This window comes from Halomonas sp. ATBC28 (assembly GCF_005937175.1).
GTDB lineage: Bacteria > Pseudomonadota > Gammaproteobacteria > Pseudomonadales > Halomonadaceae > Vreelandella > Vreelandella titanicae.
In genome coordinates this window covers 93,881-108,627 of the sequence record NZ_VCQL01000003.1, presented here as the reverse complement: position 1 = coordinate 108,627, position 14,747 = coordinate 93,881, and the positions used below count along the sequence as shown (strand labels likewise).

14 protein-coding genes and 1 pseudogene are annotated in these 14,747 nt (G+C 54.0%); 5 read left to right on the top strand and 10 right to left on the bottom strand.

Features of this window, described 5'->3' with window-relative positions; all coding sequences use genetic code 11:
• Positions 1-2 precede the first annotated feature (2 nt).
• Complete coding sequence (locus E0L35_RS04180) at positions 3-494, top strand: RidA family protein (protein ID WP_035538940.1); 492 nt, start codon at positions 3-5, stop codon at positions 492-494.
• A 99-nt stretch (positions 495-593) separates the two neighbouring features.
• Here the strand turns inward: E0L35_RS04180 and E0L35_RS04175 are convergent, their stop codons facing one another.
• The 3 genes from E0L35_RS04175 to E0L35_RS04165 form a co-directional block, all read right to left on the bottom strand.
• On the bottom strand, positions 594-1,358 hold the full coding sequence (locus tag E0L35_RS04175) for an acyl-CoA thioester hydrolase/BAAT C-terminal domain-containing protein (protein WP_138799701.1): 765 nt from the start codon (positions 1,356-1,358) through the stop codon (positions 594-596).
• A gap of 77 nt (positions 1,359-1,435) precedes the next feature.
• Positions 1,436-2,185, bottom strand: a complete 750-nt coding sequence (locus E0L35_RS04170; RefSeq protein ID WP_022519609.1) for an RES family NAD+ phosphorylase — start codon at positions 2,183-2,185, stop codon at positions 1,436-1,438.
• On the bottom strand, positions 2,182-2,553 hold the full coding sequence (locus E0L35_RS04165) for an antitoxin Xre-like helix-turn-helix domain-containing protein (RefSeq protein ID WP_022519610.1): 372 nt from the start codon (positions 2,551-2,553) through the stop codon (positions 2,182-2,184). Before E0L35_RS04165 ends, E0L35_RS04170 begins: the two co-directional genes overlap by 4 nt.
• A 227-nt stretch (positions 2,554-2,780) precedes the next feature.
• Here E0L35_RS04165 and E0L35_RS04160 point away from each other — a divergent pair, with 227 nt between their 5' ends.
• Positions 2,781-3,557 carry an aspartate/glutamate racemase family protein gene (locus tag E0L35_RS04160; protein ID WP_138799700.1) on the top strand — a complete coding sequence of 259 codons (777 nt, stop codon included), beginning with the start codon at positions 2,781-2,783 and terminating at the stop codon, positions 3,555-3,557.
• Positions 3,558-3,573: 16 nt separating this feature from the next.
• Here the strand turns inward: E0L35_RS04160 and E0L35_RS04155 are convergent, their stop codons facing one another.
• The 6 genes and pseudogenes from E0L35_RS04155 to E0L35_RS04130 form a co-directional block, all read right to left on the bottom strand.
• On the bottom strand, positions 3,574-4,005 hold the full coding sequence (locus E0L35_RS04155; protein ID WP_022519612.1) for a transcriptional regulator: 432 nt from the start codon (positions 4,003-4,005) through the stop codon (positions 3,574-3,576).
• Positions 4,006-4,097: 92 nt separating this feature from the next.
• A pseudogene (locus E0L35_RS04150) lies at positions 4,098-5,833 on the bottom strand (mechanosensitive ion channel domain-containing protein).
• Between the two features lie 189 nt (positions 5,834-6,022).
• Positions 6,023-6,556: a GDYXXLXY domain-containing protein gene (locus tag E0L35_RS04145; protein WP_138799699.1), complete on the bottom strand. Its 534-nt coding sequence runs from the start codon at positions 6,554-6,556 to the stop codon at positions 6,023-6,025.
• Complete coding sequence (locus E0L35_RS04140; RefSeq protein WP_138799698.1) at positions 6,553-7,623, bottom strand: DUF4401 domain-containing protein; 1,071 nt, start codon at positions 7,621-7,623, stop codon at positions 6,553-6,555. Before E0L35_RS04140 ends, E0L35_RS04145 begins: the two co-directional genes overlap by 4 nt.
• Positions 7,620-8,591, bottom strand: coding sequence for a DUF2157 domain-containing protein (locus tag E0L35_RS04135; protein ID WP_138799697.1), 972 nt, complete (start codon positions 8,589-8,591; stop codon positions 7,620-7,622). The genes E0L35_RS04140 and E0L35_RS04135 overlap by 4 nt, the downstream gene beginning before the upstream one ends.
• A 58-nt stretch (positions 8,592-8,649) precedes the next feature.
• Positions 8,650-10,305, bottom strand: coding sequence for an FMN-binding glutamate synthase family protein (locus E0L35_RS04130; RefSeq protein ID WP_022519617.1), 1,656 nt, complete (start codon positions 10,303-10,305; stop codon positions 8,650-8,652).
• Between the two features lie 173 nt (positions 10,306-10,478).
• Between E0L35_RS04130 and msrP the strand changes: the two genes are divergently transcribed.
• From msrP to E0L35_RS04115, 3 genes are all read left to right on the top strand, one after another.
• Positions 10,479-11,495: a protein-methionine-sulfoxide reductase catalytic subunit MsrP gene (gene msrP, locus E0L35_RS04125; RefSeq protein WP_138799696.1), complete on the top strand. Its 1,017-nt coding sequence runs from the start codon at positions 10,479-10,481 to the stop codon at positions 11,493-11,495.
• Entirely contained in the window at positions 11,495-12,112 is a 618-nt protein-coding gene (gene msrQ / locus E0L35_RS04120) for a protein-methionine-sulfoxide reductase heme-binding subunit MsrQ (RefSeq protein WP_138799695.1), read from the top strand. The genes msrP and msrQ overlap by 1 nt, the downstream gene beginning before the upstream one ends.
• A 101-nt stretch (positions 12,113-12,213) precedes the next feature.
• Entirely contained in the window at positions 12,214-14,007 is a 1,794-nt protein-coding gene (locus tag E0L35_RS04115) for a S8/S53 family peptidase (protein WP_138799694.1), read from the top strand.
• Between the two features lie 88 nt (positions 14,008-14,095).
• Here the strand turns inward: E0L35_RS04115 and E0L35_RS04110 are convergent, their stop codons facing one another.
• On the bottom strand, positions 14,096-14,674 hold the full coding sequence (locus E0L35_RS04110; protein ID WP_138799693.1) for an NAD(P)H-dependent oxidoreductase: 579 nt from the start codon (positions 14,672-14,674) through the stop codon (positions 14,096-14,098).
• Positions 14,675-14,747 lie beyond the last annotated feature (73 nt).

The window sequence follows — 14,747 nt, the reverse complement described above, 5'->3', positions numbered from 1 at the left end:
TGATGAGTTTTAAAAGCACGATTATTGGCCTAACACTTCTTTCTGCTTATGCGGGCTCGGCTCTTGCTGAAGACATTATTCGCCACCCCATTCCCAATTCAGATTTCCCTATACTGCAGGCGGTTGAAATCCCTTCCGATAGTACAACGGTTTATCTCAGTGGCACTGTTCCTAGCATCATTAATGAAGATGCTGATCCAAATAGTATGGAGGCGTTTGGAACAACCGAAGAACAAACGGTCACGGTTATGAACCGCATTAAGTCGAACCTGGAAGGTCTCGGTTTAGGTGTCGGCGATATCGTCAAAATGCAGGCGTTTCTTGTAGCCCCTGAGGGTGAGACCGTCGATTTCAAAGGCTTCATGGCGGGATATACACAATTCTTTGGCACCGAAGAGCAGCCTAACCTCCCTGTGCGCTCCGCCATGGTCGTCGATGCGCTGGTCAACCCCGGCTGGCTGGTAGAGATCGAAGTTACCGCCGTTAGGCCATAATTTAAACAGCAGGACAGCAAAACAGCCGACTACATTAATGTAGTTGGCTGTTTTGTGATGGCACCGCTAGCAACTATGGGGCTGTTCGCGCTTCTATTTTTAAGGTTTTATCAAATGCTTTGAGAAAAAATCTAGCAGTAGTTGGCAGTGTGCATTCTGCCCAGAGCTACTGGGTATATGATCTTCACCTTCGTAGTAGTGCACTTCCGGGGCGCGGCCATGCTCGCGCAGGCGTTGTTCCAGGCGTTTGGTCATTTCCACCGACCACATTCGGTCTTTGGTGCCATGGGAAAGCAGTAGCGGCCCTGGGTAGCGTTCGATTTCGATCGACGTGGTCGGTAGCAAGCCTTCGTGACTATCGCGCCATGTCCAGGCGCGTTTGCTGACATCCCAGGCTTGCCAGCCTGGATCCCCTCCATCGCGAAAACTACGTGCATCAAAGGCCCCGCATACAACATCTGGAGGGCTATGCGCGGCAATGGCATCAGGCATACCTTCGATCTTATCTCTTGCCATCAGTGAGCCGAGCAATAATGCATGCTCGGCGCCGCGTGAAATACCATAAAGCCCTACTCGCTCATCAGCGAACTGGAATTCTCGTAGGGCTTTAAATGCCTCCACGCTGCGATCCAGTGGGTGGTCGATAATATGCCCCGCATTCCATGCATTACCGCCGCTTGAATAGCCATAAGGGAACGCCAAGAAGCCATGGGCGGCGAATAGCATCGCATCACGATGGCTCCACCCTGCCCACGCGCCTTCAGAACCATGCAACAACATGACGGCTGGAAAAGAGCCATCGCCCGGCGGGCCATAAGTAACGCCCCAGCCGGGTAGCAAACGCTGCACGATATTTAAAGGCATTTAGACAACCATTCCTTCCTTGTTTTCTGATTCATCCAAACTAACTTTTTGTCAAACCCTGCTCGGAAAGCCGTTCACTAAGCAGGGAAAGGCAACACGCCTTGGTGAAGAAAATCATCCAGGTGGTAGGTATAAACGCCTGATGCGTCTTTGCGTTTAAATGACACTTGAGCGGCACTTGTAACGCAAAGCCAAGGGCGCATATCGGCTGGCTCATGCTGGGCAAGCGCATCAGGGGTAAACAAGCCCACGCACGCACCACCCTGAATATCTCTTGCGGAGGCATACTCAAACGCCTCAACGCCTGCCCCACGCATTGCGCTACCCAATTGCTGACACGGGGCGTAATCAACTGGATGTTTCAGTACCGCAAGGTGGTCGACAAAGAAGCCTGCGTATAGCCTCACTCCCCGTTTAGCGGCATAGTCTACAGAAAAGAGTGTGTGCTCTGAGCGCAGCGAGGCAGTAACGGGATCACCTTCCATGGAGTACCAGAAAACCAGTCGGTAGTAGGCAGATTCAGCGAGAGTGGTAGCAATGCCCTTACCACCGTAGAAAATGCTTGGCTCAAACACACGGCCAAAACGTGACCCCCATTTGAGAGGGGGATACCGAAAAGGGGTTTTTAGAAGATAGTGCAGGTCTCGCTCCTGTTCAGGGTAAGGCGGTTTAGCAGTTTCAAGCAGTGCTTCAAGCATCTCCTGCTCTTCTAACGTGTCGACATAGCTAAGCGTTGCGACTTGCTCCTGACTTTCCACCAGTCGATAAAGGGTTCCGGAAATAGGTTTAATATTTCGCGCGCCGCCACAGGCTTCCCACACACTCACACTTTACCCCGCATACCATCCACGAATCTCAGTACCGCAAACAGCCCCTCCAAACGTGTTACCTGCTCGGCCGGGATGCCACCAGTAACACGATTGGATGTTCGCATAAAATGCTGAATCCATGTTTGGTCGCCTCCGGTAAGAGCGAATAATGCTCGAGCCAAGCGGATAAGCAGCAGAGCTAGTTCACCCTGCTTAGAGTTCGGGTCAAGCTTCAGGCTTTTTTTAAGTTGGGTAATAGTCGTGCGGTGTACGCCTAGCACCTCTGCCAAATCAGACTGCGATAAACCCAATTGCTCAGCAGCACGCAAAACTGCTTTAGCTAGCACCATTTCGGGGGTGGGCTTTGTTTGAGTAAGAGCTGGCATGGCGCACCTCAGAGAGATGGATTTTCATCAATGATAGCAAAAAAGTTCTTTATTCACACACTGAGCACAATTTTCCTATTTATCTAGGTGGCCAGGCGAATGGTTTCATTTAGTGCCGTGCCCCAGCATCGTATAAAGTTTAACTAGCATAGTAGCTAAAAATGACGCTTCCATCGCATTAGAATATTATGGATCATTAGACTTTAGCCGACACCCAGGATATTACTATGCACCAGCCAATCGCTGTTTTCGACGCTGGCATTGGCAGCTATGCCATTGTTGCCGAGATACATAAACGCCTTCCCAAACAGGATATTGTTTATTTCGCTGATCGGGCGAGCTTTCCTTATGGGAGCAAAGGGCGTGAAGAGCTACTCGCTGTCATGCATCGCACACTGCGTTTTCTTGAGGGCTATGCACCCTCTGCCATCGTCATCGCATCGAACGCACCGTCTATCATGGTGCTGGATGATGTTCGCCAAAGCACCTTGGTGCCATTGTTCGGCGTCTACCCGCCCATCGAAGAAGCACTCGCTATGTCGGCGAGCGGCAAGATCGGCATCATGGGGGTGCATTCACTCATCGAAAGCTCGCCGCTCAAGCAGTTCATAGCTCGCCATGCACCCCACCCGGAGAATGTCAGCCTGATCAATGCTTCGTCCATGGTGGAGCTTGTCGAGAATGGCGCCTTTCTCTTCGACCCAAAAGCGACGCAGAAAGCGGTCACTGCTTTTATCGACAGCGTCTTCCGGCAGCACCCCGATATCGACACGCTGACACTTTCCAGCACGCATTTACCATGGCTTCGCTCCTTCTTCGAAGCGGCGAGACCCAGTTGCCGATTCCTCGACCCCGCCGAATCGATTGTCGCTGGATTAGGCGATGGCACGCCGGGCACAGGCCAAATTCAAGGTCTGGTGACAGAAAGCGAGGCCTATGATGTTGAGACATTCCGACGTATGTTGCAGCAGTTCGGCGTCGATATACCGCTAGAGGTAGTCTAAGCGCCATAAGGCTTTATCAGGTCAAAACGCGTAGTTTTTCCCTGGGTTCTTTAAACGAGTCGGTAGCGATGCCAAACCGTTCCGAAAGCTCGCAGATTTGGCGCCAGTTCAGCTTGCGGCGCCCACTGAGAACTTCAGACACCACTGATTGAGCGCCAACTTCAGGTAGCTCGCTCTGCGCTATCCCATGCTCTTGCATAAGGTAGCGAAGTACCTCACTTCCAGACACCTCAGGCATCGGGCGATGTGCTTCATCATAGGACTCAATGATATCACCCAAGCGATTCGCCAGGCCGACAAGTGGGTGTGTCTCATCGTCACCGACAAGATCAAGAATTTCATCAAGCGCCTCGACCCGGGCATCGTATTCAGCTTCGGAATGTGGATCGCTAAGAAGAGGGGCAAGATAAACCCAGTGTTCCGTCGCTTGCTCAACGAGTGCGTGCATAGTCACTCCTTTTTCCACTTACCCTTGTCATAACAAGACTACTTTATGGGTAAAATACGCGAAAGCGTTATCTGCCGCTGCACAAACACCCTTTATTCAAATGGTTTGACCTCAACACTACCCACTCCCTCCGAGCTTTTTCCTTGCGCCCCTCGGGCGATATCGTTGTGGCTGATAACCACAATTTCACGTGGCCACCACTCTGGATGGTTATCGCGGATAAACGCCAGCAGCTTCTCGCGCACATTCATTTCCGCTGTCCAACCCGCCAAAGGGTCTGAGGGTCTGAGGTCATGAGGTAACAAGTGACGGTTTGCGCCGTTCCTGTTTGTGCCGTTACGTAGCAGAGCAGCTTATGGTGTTCGATAACGCTGTCTTCTTCTTTGGCGACCTCGATAAATTTCTCTCTTAACAGTCCTATATCGGCGCTTAAGTGAAGCGTCAGCGTCAATGACCGGTACATCTTGGTACTTTTTACCGACAAATTGTCGAATGGCTTAGAAGTAAAATAGGTAACGGGCACAATCAAACGCCGCTCATCCCATGACCTCAACCGGATAAAGGTATAAAAGATACCTTCGACATAGCACCACTCGTCTTCAAAGATCACCAAATCGCCAATGCGAATGGGTTTAGCAAACGATAACTGAAATGAAGCGAGGATATTGCCAAGTACCGTTTGGCCCGCCACACCCACTAATACGGCCAATACACTGGCAGACGCCAGAATCGATAAGCCAAGAGTTTCGAAAAGCTGAACCTGACCCAGTATGTAGATGGACACGCCAGTAACGGTGATCAGAATAATGACCCGGCGCAACGCGTAGAGCGACGTTAGCAGTCTGCGTTCGTCTCTGGGCTTGGTATCATCGATTTCACCCACAATACGCCGCGTTAAACGCAGCATAATGGTATCCACTAAGCGCAACGCAATCGTGCCGACTCCCCAGGCCATAATACTGATTAACAGCACCCGAAAGGTTGTGGTGGCAACCGCAGAAAACGACACCACATAATCCAGCACCATCTGGGTAACCAGCGACATTGCAATCAGCGCCCCAGGCATACCGATTTGGCTGGCAAAAATGCTCGACACTCCTGAAGGTAACCATTTCGACATCAAGCTGATCAGACGGTGAACTCCCCACCCTACGAGCCCGATAAATAGCACAAACAAGGGAATCGCGATCCATTCCCAAATTCTCAGGACGCCAAACGAGGCCTGGAAGCGTTCGGGAATATAGCTTTCCAGAGCTGAGGGGCCGTACTGTTCATACAGCGCCGGAATATAAGACACACTGATAGGCATGATTAGCCAGACTGGCTCCTGGTCACCCACGCGGTATCGACCCAAGCGGATATCGTAGGTTTCGCCATCGGCTTTTAAAGAGGAGACCTCAACGTTGCGACGGGTCTCGCCAACGCGGGGGTTTTGGCCTGCGGGATCTTCAATCACCGCGTCTTCGCGACCGGGCAGATCGGAAACGCTCAACCACTCGCCGCGTTGAAAAATCTCTGCCAGTTGCCGGGCGAGCTCACCCCCTTGCTCGCGTTGCTCATCCTCTGAGAACTCGGAAAGGTTGAGCATATGGGCAGCGGCTGCATACTCTTCCTGGCCCGTGAGGTGCAAAAAACTCCTGATCGATTCTCGCGGTGTTACTCGGTTTGCCTCTTCGGGAGGTTCACCAAGCCCCGTATTTAACGCATCGATGGTAAACCACCGCTCACTTTCGCTCTCTCCTCCTTGAGTTTGTGCCGCGCATAGGTTGGAAAAGGTCAGTGCCATCACCAACAAAACCCATGCGAGCCACGAGCTGTTTGCTTTCATAAATGCCTTATTCATTGAAGTGGGTCAGTTTGACTACCCACCGACCGGCCCTATCGAGCCAGTCCAGCGTCATTACTGGACTATCCATGTCAGTGGAGGAACAAAGTACAGCCTACCTTACTGAATGAAGCAAGACAGAATGCAATAGTGAAAAGTGGAATGAGAACAGCTCGCCAGATAAAGTAAATTTTACTTAACGCTTTCTCCTAACTTAGTTAATTCTGCATTGTATAAAGCCACCAGCAAGGGCTCGCCCTTGGTATTCACCCTAAACTGACCATAACGCGCTGGCTCATAGCGCTCACCGTGCCCCTCCTGAAAGAAAAACGCATCGGTGGCAAAGCGTACCTGACCATTGCGTAGCCGGTAGCGAAGGCGCCGTTCGTCGTCGCGTAAAGAAGTACCTTCATCCAAGCGCTGAAAGTGAGCGATACGCTGTTCATCCAAACGCACCACTACATAGCCGTTAAGAGCTTTCAGCGAGTCTTCATCACGCTCACTCTGATAAAGCGCGCTTTGAATTTGGTTACCCAGCGCAAAGTTTAGCGCCATATAGTCGCCCTGCATCAATGAGCGCGGGTCGACAGGCGCCAGCTCCAGGTAAACAATTTCTCCCTCGGATAAATGACGCTCTTTCTGCCAAACGGCCCAGTTCACCGCCATCAACACAACGACGGTGGTTAACACTATGATCCAGCGATTTCGCTTGGCTTTCAGCATCATTGCCCATGTCCTTCCACAGAGGTCGACGGACTATTTTCCTCTACGCTCAACCACTTGAGCAGCGTCCAACGTAGCGCCAGCAGCCCTCCCCCCAACACCAGCAACGTTAGAGCCTTGGTTAACAGTGTTGCGTTCAGCCAGTAGTAATAGCTGCCAATGCCCATCAGCAGAGAAAGCACTCCAAGCCCCAGCACTAGGCGATGCCCGATCGCGAACCCTAACAGTACGACGACCAAACCTTGGCCCACACTCGGTGCATAAAATGAGACCAACAGCAGCGCTAAAGGACTGAGATACAACCCCCAATGGGTTTTGGAATGAGGGATAGTATAGAGCAGCAACGCCAGAGAGAGTGCCACTAACACGGCGTTCAACCAGGGTGCTGACCATGCAAAAGCGTTAGTGCTCTGTGCGTCAAACCAGAAGGCAAAGGAGTGGCCGCTATGCGCTAATCCCTGCATCATCAAGAGGCCTATCAACAGGCCGTAGCCCCATGCTTGCACATCTTGAATACGGCCAGAACAGCGAAACTCATTCAGCCAGAGCAGCGCCAATGCCAACAGCACCAATCCACCCGCTGCTGGCGCCATAGCGTTCACTGCCAAAGCCATATAGAGCGCCAAGCTGGCGGCAAAGGCTGAAAAGGTGCGATGAGTTTGGCTTGGCATTACCAGCGCCAGTGCGCACTGTAAGGCCAGCAGCGACCACCACAAATAAGTGGACACATTCCAGAACTCGACCAGCGCCCACGCTATTAGCAGTTGCCCGGCTAAGCTAACCGCAAGCGCCAAGTGCTCGAGCACATCACCGCGAGCTTTGCAAAACAGCCCATAAGCCGCACCGATCATCACAAGCCCCAGGCCCAACGACGCGGCGGGGCTCTCCACCACGAACACCACGCCCATGGCGATAAAGCCGAGCAGAAATAGCGCCGCTAACCAGCCTGAAAAGGCCTGCAGCGCACGTACAAACCAAAGCGTTTGCAACTGCGCTGGGGAGGTAGGCTCGTTTAACGGAATACCCGCTTGGCTCAGCCTAACGCTTAAATCATTAACGTTGTTCGTCACTGGGAAATCTCCCGATGTAGCCGCTTTAGCCATACCACGGCCCCAGCGCCCATCGCCAGTACCGCGATGGTGATCAGCAGCAGACTTCCCTCTTGCCAATCGCCTTCCCAGAGCAACAGCCTGGCAAGCAGCAGTGTGGTCACCGTTAACGCCGAGACACAGCCGCCCGCGATCATAAACAGGTCAGGCCGCCAATAGCGATAAACGCCATACAGCACCGCCAGCCAGAGTGAGTAAATCTCCAGCACTGGCGACCATAAGAGGCCTGCATCGACTATCAACCTCATCGTTAACAGCGTCATAGGCACCCCGCTACCCACCGCCAGCAAGCGTAGTACCCACTGCTGTGACCAGTTCCGACAACGGGCACCCCATTCCCATGTCGCCAGGGCAAGGGTATTGAGCCCAAACAGCCCCCAAAGCGCGGCATCGCTACTGACCAAAACGCCAAACGGCCCGCCCCAGGTACGAAAATAGAGCCCGACGACCAAATTGAGTAACCCCAGCCACAACACCCAGAGCAGCTCAAAGCGCGCCACCCAGACCCAGGGCAGAGCAAGCAGCGCCCAGGTAAAAAACAGTTGCCAGGGGTCGGCACCGGTTTGGTACACCTGCCCGAACAACGCCAACAGCACGCCCACCAATAAAGTGGCCGAGGTTAGCGCCACACGTTGAACCATCGGGCTGGCCTTGGGCCAAACGGCGATGCCTACCGCCAGCACCATCGCTGCCTGCACCACGCCAAAGCGCAGCCAACGGCCCATCTCAGCCCAGTTATAAGCGATGAAAAACAGCACCGCGAAGGCCAGCGCCAGTCCGCCTAGCCACAGCAGTAAGCGATCAATAAACAGCGCCCAAGCGCGAGGCGAAGGGTGCAGCCCAGAAGCTTGCACTGCGCGCGTCACCTGTTCAGGTGGTATCACGCCCTGCTCAATCAGTGGTATCAGTTCACGGCGGGTAGATGCCATGGGGGCTCCCTTCTAAACGGCGCAGTGGAAACAAAGTAATCTAGGCTAAGCGCCACGATCACTCCAACTTAGTAAAGCGCAACCGAGCAACCTGCGCAGGCGGCTGGAAGGAGTCGGCTCGGGCATTTTCCCAATAGTGCTTGAATACCGTGTGCTCGCACTTTGCATTGAGCAGTTCATTGGGTTTTAAGAAGGTGAATATCTGATCGTAGGACTGAATCTCGTTTTCCGAGACACGCCGGATAATGTGCTCGGGCCCCAGCTCACTAGGGTGGCTAAGCCCTGCGGCACCTAGCATTTCCGCCAGCGCTTTTAAGGTATTGCGGTGGAAGTGGTAGACCCGCGCTGTTTTATCGACAATGTCCAAATGGCGGCTGCGGTTAGGGTCTTGAGTAGCCACGCCGCTGGGGCATTTGTCGGAATGGCAGTTAAGCGCCTGAATACATCCTAATGAAAACATAAAGCCCCTGGCCGAATTGCACCAATCAGCACCTAGTGCCATGGTTCGGGCAATGTGAAAACCGGACATAATCTTACCCGCCGCGCCGATACGAATCTCCTCGCGCAGCCCGGCCCCCACCAGGGTGTTATGCACCAGCGTAACGGCTTCTGTTAAAGGCACACCTATACGATTGATAAACTCCAGCGGTGCCGCACCGGTTCCTCCTTCGCCACCGTCCACCACTATAAAATCAGGCCGCTCGCCGGTTTCTAGCATCGCCTTAACGATCGCAAACCACTCCCAGGGGTGGCCAATCGCCAGCTTGAAGCCGATCGGTTTACCCCCAGAAAGCGAACGCAGGCGGGCAATGAATGCCATCAGTTCCAGCGGCGTCGAGAAAGCTGAATGGGCAGCGGGTGAAATCACGTCCTGGCCCATGGGAACTTCTCGCGCTTCGGCAATTTCGGCAGTTACCTTAGCCGCTGGCAATATACCGCCATGCCCCGGTTTGGCGCCCTGGGAAAGCTTGATTTCGATCATTTTCACCTGATCGGCACTGGCGTTAGCTGCAAAGCGCTCCGCATTAAACGAGCCATCGTCGTTGCGACAGCCAAAGTAACCAGAGCCTATTTCCCAGACGAGATCACCTCCATGCTTGCGGTGATAGCCGGAAATAGAGCCTTCACCGGTATCGTGATAGAAACCGCCTTTACCAGCGCCCGCATTCAGCGCCTCGATAGCGTTGCCCGAAAGCGAACCGAAACTCATGGCCGAAATATTGAAAACACTCGCCAGGTAGGGTTGGCTGCAGCGGCTACCGCCCACCCGAATCCTGAAGTCACTGTTTTCGATAGCCTGGGGAAGTAGCGAGTGGTTGATCCACTCATGCCCCGGCTGATACATGTCCAGCAAGGAGCCAAAAGGCTTTTTATCGCTCTCATTTTTAGAACGCTGATAGACCACAGCGCGCTGCTCGCGGGAAAATGGTCGTTCGTCAAGATCAGACTGGATGAAATACTGACGTATTTCCGGCCCAATGGACTCTAGAACATAGCGAAAATGGGCCAGAACAGGATAGTTACGGCTCACCGTTCGCCGCGTTTGGCGTAGATCATAAAGCCCCAGCCCAGCGAGCATGCCAAAAATCGCCACGCCCCAAAGCCATGCTAAAGAAAACACCACCCCCACCAGCGAAACCAACAGCAGGATCAGGCAGGCAACAAAGACGGCATTACGCAGAGGAATACGGGTCAATCCCCGGGCTTCGATCATCTGAACACGAACTCCTTATCAACAGTTCACCACGGGGCGACCAGCTACCCCGACAGGCTCAATTTAAATCGTAAGGGTTTTGTGTAAGTTTTGGCGAACTTACTACACCCATTAATATCGAATGCTGCACTCACCTCGTATGCTACCCACAAAGGCCTTAGTGGAGACACCCAATGCTAATAAAGATTGCCAAACCGATTGACTTACACGAATCCGATGTCACGCCGGAATCTATCTACCTCTCCAGGCGGCGCTTTATGGGCGGTGTGGCAGGCCTAGGTGCAGGGCTTGCCCTATCCGGTCACGCCAGTGCCAACGCCGACTACTCGGACGTGCCTGAAGGCGATGCGCCAGCCTGGTTAAAGGAGAAAATCAGCGAGACCCAATGGCGGGCCATTACCCCTAGCGATCCAGACAAAGATAAAATCGCCCCCTTTGATGACGCCAGTGGCTACAACAACTTTTTCGAGTTCGGCACTGACAAGGGCGACCCCGCCCGCCATGCGGGCAGCCTACAAACAGAGCCATGGAGTGTGGTAGTTGATGGCGAAGTCAATAACGGCGGGCGTTTTGCCCTGGAGGACTTCGCCAAGCCTTCGCAGTTTGAAGAGCGTATTTACCGCCTGCGCTGCGTCGAGGCGTGGTCGATGGTCATCCCCTGGCTGGGCATTCCGCTGGCGGAAATCATCAAGCGCGCCGACCCCACCAGCAAAGCCAAGTACGTACGCTTTGAAACCCTGGTAGACCCGGATCAGATGCGTGGCCAGCGCTCCTCGTTCTCAATCATCGACTGGCCCTACGTGGAAGGCTTGCGCCTGGACGAAGCCATGCACCCGCTAACGCTGCTGGCCATGGGCATGTATGGCCGCGAACTGCCTAACCAAAATGGCGCGCCCCTACGGCTGGTAGTGCCCTGGAAGTACGGCTTCAAGAGTATCAAATCGATTGTGCGCATCTCGCTGGTAGAAGAGCAGCCGGTCAACTCCTGGCAGCAGATTGCCGCCGATGAGTACGGCTTTTATGCCAACGTTAACCCAGAGGTAGACCACCCCCGCTGGAGCCAAGCCACCGAGCGGCGTTTACCCAACAGCCTGTTCAACCCCAACACTATCGATACCTTGATGTTTAACGGCTACGCCGACGAAGTTGCCGAGATGTATGCGGGGTTAGATTTGAGGAAGAACTACTGATGGCAACGCAGCACAAATGGCTAGCCTGGCGCGTCGCGGTATTTCTGGCGGCGCTAGCACCGCTACTGTTTTGGAGCTGGCAGGTGGCGAATAACGCCGCAGGCCCCGAACCGGGGCGCTACCTGCTATTGAATATCGGCATTGGTGCGCTGTGGTTGCTGCTATTCACCCTTAGCCTTACCCCACTGACCAAGCTTACCCGCTGGAAAGGCTTTGCGCTGATCCGGCGCCAGTTAGGGCTTTGGTCGCTGGCTTACGCCACCCTACATATGCTCAGTTACGCGTTGTTTATTCTGGGGCTTAACTGGGCACTGCTGGGTAGTGAGATCGTCAAGCGCCCGTATATTATTGTCGGTATGATCGCGCTAATCGGCCTTTCCGTGCTGGGGGCGACGTCTAACAAGTGGTCGATGAAGCGCCTAGGCAAACGCTGGAAGTCGCTGCACAAATTCTCTTACGCCATTTTGGGGCTGGTGCTGCTGCACTTCTTCTGGGTGGTGCGCGCGGATATGCAGGAGTGGGCAATGTATGCCGCTATGGCTGCGCTGATTATGGCCACCCGCCTGCCGCCTGTTGCCCGCTCCCTGCCTAAACTGCGTTATCGTTTTAGCCGTTAAAGCCTCAATAGATCCCCTTTCGTACCAAACGGGTTCATGTTCTGTTCAGTTAATGCGTTTATGCTGCGTGCAGTCAATCGGATAGCGTTTGGAGTAGTCATATGGCAGCAACGTATTTGGGCGCTGGTCGGCTGGTTTCAGCGCTGGCATTAATGTTGATTGGAACTGTCGCGGTTGCAGAGCAATCTGCGCAAGCTGAACAGCCGTTGCGAGTCGAACAACTGCAGCGCTGTGGCAATCTACTGACGCTGGATATACAAGAGTTCTGTCTTAGCGTCAGTGGGCTTGAGAACAACGACTTTCAGATAAAGCTGAACGGTACAGCACTTCAGCCAAAGGAGATCACCCGCGACAACGACCGGGTGCGTGTAAGCATCAGCAGCGCTGATGCGCAAAGCGGCCCACTGTGGTTTGAGCAGCGTGAGCAGTCCAGCAACCCGGTTTGGCTCAGCCTTAACGGCAGCCACGTAGTAGCCGCCACCGACCAAGAGGTGGCGAAGAACATGGATGGCATCACCACCTACGTGGATCTGATCAGCCTGATTATTGAAGAGAGCCACGACGGTGCCGAGGAAGCCCAGCGTTTGGCAGAGAAGTACGACGCCGAAGTCGTCGGTATGATCCCACCGCTCAATACCTATCAGTTGCGCTTGCCCGCCCGCAACCTGGAAGAGCGCGACGCGCTGGTACTTAGGCTAGGCAGCGAAGTGAGCGTGGATGCGGTGGTGGTCGAAGAGTCGGGGGCAGAAGAGAGCATTGAGAGCGAAACGGAAAAGCCGCCCGCTGCGGATAATCAGGAGTGGGCGTCGAATCGTTTTCTGGATGCCGTGAACTATTACCAGCGACGCTTATCACGTCAGGGGCACGGCGGGGATATCGAGACGCAGCCCATCCGTATTGGCGTCATCGAGCGGGAGGTGGACTTTGACGCCCCGGATTTTGCCGATTACCTGGGTGACTGCCGCACTGATTCCACTAGAACCTGCGTGTACGCCCGCGATGCGGCTAAGCCCGACGGGCATGGCACAACGGTCGCTGGCGTATTTTCCGCGGCCTGGAACGAAGGTGGCAACAGTGGTTTTTTACGCGGGCTGGACGATGTGGGCCCTGGCTTCGATGTAATTGTGGATCGCAACTCAGATGCCGGCATAACGGCTAATGTTGCTGCTTCCGTCAATCTGGTAGAGGACGGAGTACGCGTACTCAACTGGAGTTGGGGCATTCACCGAGTAGGGGCAATCGACATTAACGGGAAGGAGGTCGATTCGCTGGTGCGTTCCGGCATCGCCATGAGCGGTTACGAAGAACTGCTCGAAGAGTTCTTCTTATGGCTGCGCCGCGAACACCCCGACGTAGTCGTCGTGAACTCAGCAGGCAACGCGTCGTCATTTTCAGGAAGTGACGATTATCGCCTGCCCTCTTCTTTTATTACCGACCAACTGTTTGTCGTGGGTGGGCATGAACGCAGCGATGAGGATGTGCAGGTTGAAGATCCCCGCTATGTGGTCAAACGGAATGCATCCAATATCGATATGCGGGTGGATATAACCGCAGCGGCCTGTGTACGAGGCTCCTCCCTGGTAGAGGGTGAGCAAGGCGAAGCCCATTGCGGAACGTCCTACGCGACCCCGCTGGTGGCTGGCCTATTAGCGGCAATGATGTCAATTGACCCCGAACTTACCCCGGCACAGTTACGCATGCTACTTCGCCGCAGTGCCATGACGATCGGGGAGGAGTACGATTTCGAGCCGACAGACGCGGATGATCTGACCGCACCGATACTGCCATCGGAGCGGGCCAACGAGCTGAACCACCCGGATATCGGTCTGTCCGCCCGCCTGGATATGTACAAGGCGCTGGATCTGACGGTGCAAAGCTTGGATCGGGATCGCTAGGTCAGATAAATCAGCCAAGCAAAGCCCACTTCGCGAGGTGGGCTTGTCCGAATTAACTACGTTAAGCCAAATCCTTTAGCCAAGTACTTTAGCCAAGCACTTTGCGAAGATGGGCACGATAAGCCGCTTTATCGCGATCGACATCCGGCATCTTCATTACATCGTTGGCGATAAAGGTCGGCAGCGCTTCTAAGCCGATAAATTCCTGAGATTTGTGGAACGGGAAGTAGACACCATCCACACCGCGCCCTTCGAAGAAGTTGTCAGGCTCATCGAACGCTTCCAAAGGCGCGTTCCAGGTCAGCGATAGCATATAGCGACGGCCCTGTAGCAGGCCACCACGGCCGTACTGCTTGGTCGGGTCTTGGCGGCTGCGGCCATCGCTGGCGTAGAGCGAACCGTGGCCTTCTGTGAATACCTCATCGATGTAGCGCTTAACGATCCAGGGCGTTCCCATCCACCAACCCGGCATCTGATACACAATGGTGTCCGCCCATAGGTAGTTCTGCACTTCGGTCTCAAGATTGTAGCCTTGATCAACCACCGTCTCGCGCACCTCATACCCCATTTCCTGCAACGTACTCACTGCCACGCCGTGCAGGGTATTATTGAGCTTACCGCCAGAGTGGGCAAACGCCTTGCCCCCGTTAATCAGTAGAATCTTCATCTAACGCTTTCTCCCAAAGAGTTTCATCATCAAAGCTAACCGAGTAGATTTGACGTTAATGGCGCGTATTGTG

What these genes read in the sequence shown, in the direction of transcription:
- E0L35_RS04145 (WP_138799699.1), bottom strand. Translation starts at nt 6,556, where the DNA reads ATGATGCTGAAAGCCAAGCGAAATCGCTGGATCATAGTGTTAACCACC.
- E0L35_RS04180 (WP_035538940.1), top strand. Translation starts at nt 3, where the DNA reads ATGAGTTTTAAAAGCACGATTATTGGCCTAACACTTCTTTCTGCTTAT.
- E0L35_RS04175 (WP_138799701.1), bottom strand. Translation starts at nt 1,358, where the DNA reads ATGCCTTTAAATATCGTGCAGCGTTTGCTACCCGGCTGGGGCGTTACT.
- msrP (WP_138799696.1), top strand. Translation starts at nt 10,479, where the DNA reads ATGCTAATAAAGATTGCCAAACCGATTGACTTACACGAATCCGATGTC.
- E0L35_RS04130 (WP_022519617.1), bottom strand. Translation starts at nt 10,305, where the DNA reads ATGATCGAAGCCCGGGGATTGACCCGTATTCCTCTGCGTAATGCCGTC.
- E0L35_RS04160 (WP_138799700.1), top strand. Translation starts at nt 2,781, where the DNA reads ATGCACCAGCCAATCGCTGTTTTCGACGCTGGCATTGGCAGCTATGCC.
- msrQ (WP_138799695.1), top strand. Translation starts at nt 11,495, where the DNA reads ATGGCAACGCAGCACAAATGGCTAGCCTGGCGCGTCGCGGTATTTCTG.
- E0L35_RS04135 (WP_138799697.1), bottom strand. Translation starts at nt 8,591, where the DNA reads ATGGCATCTACCCGCCGTGAACTGATACCACTGATTGAGCAGGGCGTG.
- E0L35_RS04110 (WP_138799693.1), bottom strand. Translation starts at nt 14,674, where the DNA reads ATGAAGATTCTACTGATTAACGGGGGCAAGGCGTTTGCCCACTCTGGC.
- E0L35_RS04165 (WP_022519610.1), bottom strand. Translation starts at nt 2,553, where the DNA reads ATGCCAGCTCTTACTCAAACAAAGCCCACCCCCGAAATGGTGCTAGCT.
- E0L35_RS04155 (WP_022519612.1), bottom strand. Translation starts at nt 4,005, where the DNA reads ATGCACGCACTCGTTGAGCAAGCGACGGAACACTGGGTTTATCTTGCC.
- E0L35_RS04115 (WP_138799694.1), top strand. Translation starts at nt 12,214, where the DNA reads ATGGCAGCAACGTATTTGGGCGCTGGTCGGCTGGTTTCAGCGCTGGCA.